This window comes from Bradyrhizobium sp., from assembly GCF_019242285.1.
Lineage (GTDB): Bacteria > Pseudomonadota > Alphaproteobacteria > Rhizobiales > Xanthobacteraceae > Bradyrhizobium.
Window position 1 is genome coordinate 1 of sequence record NZ_JAFAVV010000880.1, and the last position, 2,415, is coordinate 2,415.

A 2,415-nucleotide genomic window follows, 5' to 3' on the forward strand; every position below is an offset into this window, starting at 1 on the left:
ATTTCGAGCCCGGCGATGTCGGCTTTCCGGTCTGGCGCAATCTCGGCGGCATCATCGGCATGGCCGTGTGCAACGACCGCCGCTGGCCGGAGACCTATCGCGTCATGGGCCTGCAGGGCGTCGAGATGGTGCTGATCGGCTACAACACGCCGTCGGTCAATTCGCAGAAGAGCGAGGAGGGGCCGGAGAAGCGGCTGTTCCACAACCGCCTCTCGGTACAGGCCGGCGCCTATCAGAACTCCTGCTGGGTGGTCGCGGTGGCGAAGGCCGGCATCGAGGACGGCTTTCCGCTGATCGGCGGCAGCCTGATCGTCAATCCCGACGGCGAGATCGTGGCCGAAGCGAAGACCGAAGGCGACGAGCTCTTGGTCCACGCTTGCGATCTCGACGCCACGGTGTTCGGCAAGCAGACCATCTTCGATTTCGCCCGCCACCGCCGCATCGAACATTACGGCCTGATCACCAGCCGCACCGGCGCGATCCCGCCGGAAGCGTGAGTCGTGCTGTCAAAGGGAAGATCGTCATGACCGAGCTCGTCTATGACCTCATCATCTGCGGAGGGCGCGTCGCCACCGCCACCGATGTGTTCGAGGCCGATGTCGCGATCACCGGCGAGACCATCGCGGCGATCGGGCGCGGGCTCGCGCCGGCCAAGCGCGAGATCGACGCCCGCGGCAAATTCGTCGTGCCCGGCGGCGTCGACAGCCACTGCCACATCGAGCAGCTCTCCGCCGCCGGCATCGTCAATGCCGACACGTTCCAGAGCGCCACGACCTCGGCGGCGTTCGGCGGCACCACCACGGTGATCTCGTTTGCCGCCCAGCACGTCGGCATGCATCTGCCGCAGGTGCTGGAGGACTATCACGCGCTCGCCCGCAAGGGCGCGGTGATCGATTACGCCTTCCACATCATCATCGCCGATCCGAGCAAGGAGACGCTCACGCGCGACCTGCCGGAAGCGATCAAGCAGGGCCACGGCTCGATCAAGATCTTCATGACCTATGATCTCCTCAAGATCGACGACGAGCCACTGCTCGACATTCTCGTCGCCGCGCGCGAGGGCGGCGCGATGCTGTGCGCACATGCCGAGAACCACGGCATTATTTCGTGGATGGTGAAGCGGTTGCTGGCGCGCGGCTATACCGATCCGAAATATCACGCGATCAGCCATGCCCGCTTCTCCGAGGCCGAAGCCTTCAACCGGCTGATCGGCATGGCCGCGCTGGTCGACCAGCCGATCATGATCTTCCATGTCTCGACCGCGGAAGGCGCCAAGGTGATCCGCGACGCGCGCGGCCAGGGGCTGAAGGTGTTCGCCGAGACCTGCCCGCAATATCTGTTCCTCACCGCCGACGATCTCGACAAGCGAGGCATTGAGGGCGCGAAATGGATGTGCAGCCCGCCGCCGCGCCGCGCGAGCGACCAGGAGGCACTGTGGCAGGCGCTGTCGCTCGGCGATCTGCAGACCATCTCCTCCGACCATGCGCCCTATCGCTTCGACGAGACCGGCAAGTTGCGCGCGGGCCCTTCGCCGACCTTCAAGCAGGTCGCCAACGGCCTGCCGGGGCTCGAGGTGCGACTGCCGCTGCTGTTCGACGCCATGGTGTCGAAGGGCCGGCTGGGGCTTTCGAAATTCGTCGAGCTCACCGCGACCGCGCCGGCGAAGATCTACAATCTGCATCCGCGCAAAGGCTCGATCGCGATCGGCGCCGACGCCGATCTCGCGATCTGGGATCCGGATCAGCGCGTCACGCTTTCCGACGAGATGATGCACGATCGCGCCGGCTACACGCCGTTCGCCGGACGTACGGTGCAGGGCTGGCCGGTGACCGTGCTGTCGCGCGGGCGCGTCATCGTCGCGGACGGCAAATTGGCGGCCGAGCCCGGCTCCGGCCAATTCCTCCCCCGCAGCGGCGGTGAGCCGGCGAAGCCGACCGGACGGCTGGTCGCCGACATGAATCCGGAAACGAATTTCGGCGCGAGGCTGCTGTGAGCGGTCGTGCAACGAGGAGCAGGCGATGAGGCTGTCGGGAAAGACCGCAATCATCACCGGTGGCGGCTCGGGCATCGGCCGGGCCAGTGCGGTGCGGTTCGCGGCCGAGGGCGCCTTCGTCGCCCTGGTCGACCGCGACGGCGACGGCGCCAGGGAGACGCTGTCGATGCTGCGCGAGCGCGGCGGCGATGGCAGCGTGCGTGTCGGCGATGTCGGCGACCCCACCTTCGCCGCGACGACCGTCGCGCAGGTTACGGCGACGCGCGGCCGGCTCGACGTGCTGATGACCGCGGCAGGCTTCTCCTGCGGCGGCACCGTGGTCACGACCAGTCCGGAAGATTGGGACGCGGTGCTCCGCGCCAATGTCGGCGGCACCTGGCTGTGGGCGCGCGCGGCCGTGCCGATCATGCAGCGCCAGAAGA

General features: G+C 67.3%; 3 protein-coding genes. All 3 read left to right on the forward strand.

Going from position 1 to position 2,415, the window contains the following annotated elements:
- Positions 1 to 497: nitrilase-related carbon-nitrogen hydrolase (locus JOY90_RS36160; RefSeq protein WP_291695875.1), on the forward strand; the 497-nt coding region annotated here is incomplete at its 5' end.
- Between the two features lie 26 nt (positions 498 to 523).
- Positions 524 to 1,993: a dihydropyrimidinase gene (gene hydA / locus JOY90_RS36165; RefSeq protein ID WP_291695876.1), complete on the forward strand. Its 1,470-nt coding sequence runs from the start codon at positions 524 to 526 to the stop codon at positions 1,991 to 1,993.
- A gap of 25 nt (positions 1,994 to 2,018) precedes the next feature.
- Positions 2,019 to 2,415, forward strand: a 397-nt coding sequence (locus tag JOY90_RS36170) for an SDR family NAD(P)-dependent oxidoreductase (protein ID WP_291695877.1), incomplete at its 3' end; no start/stop codon positions are given.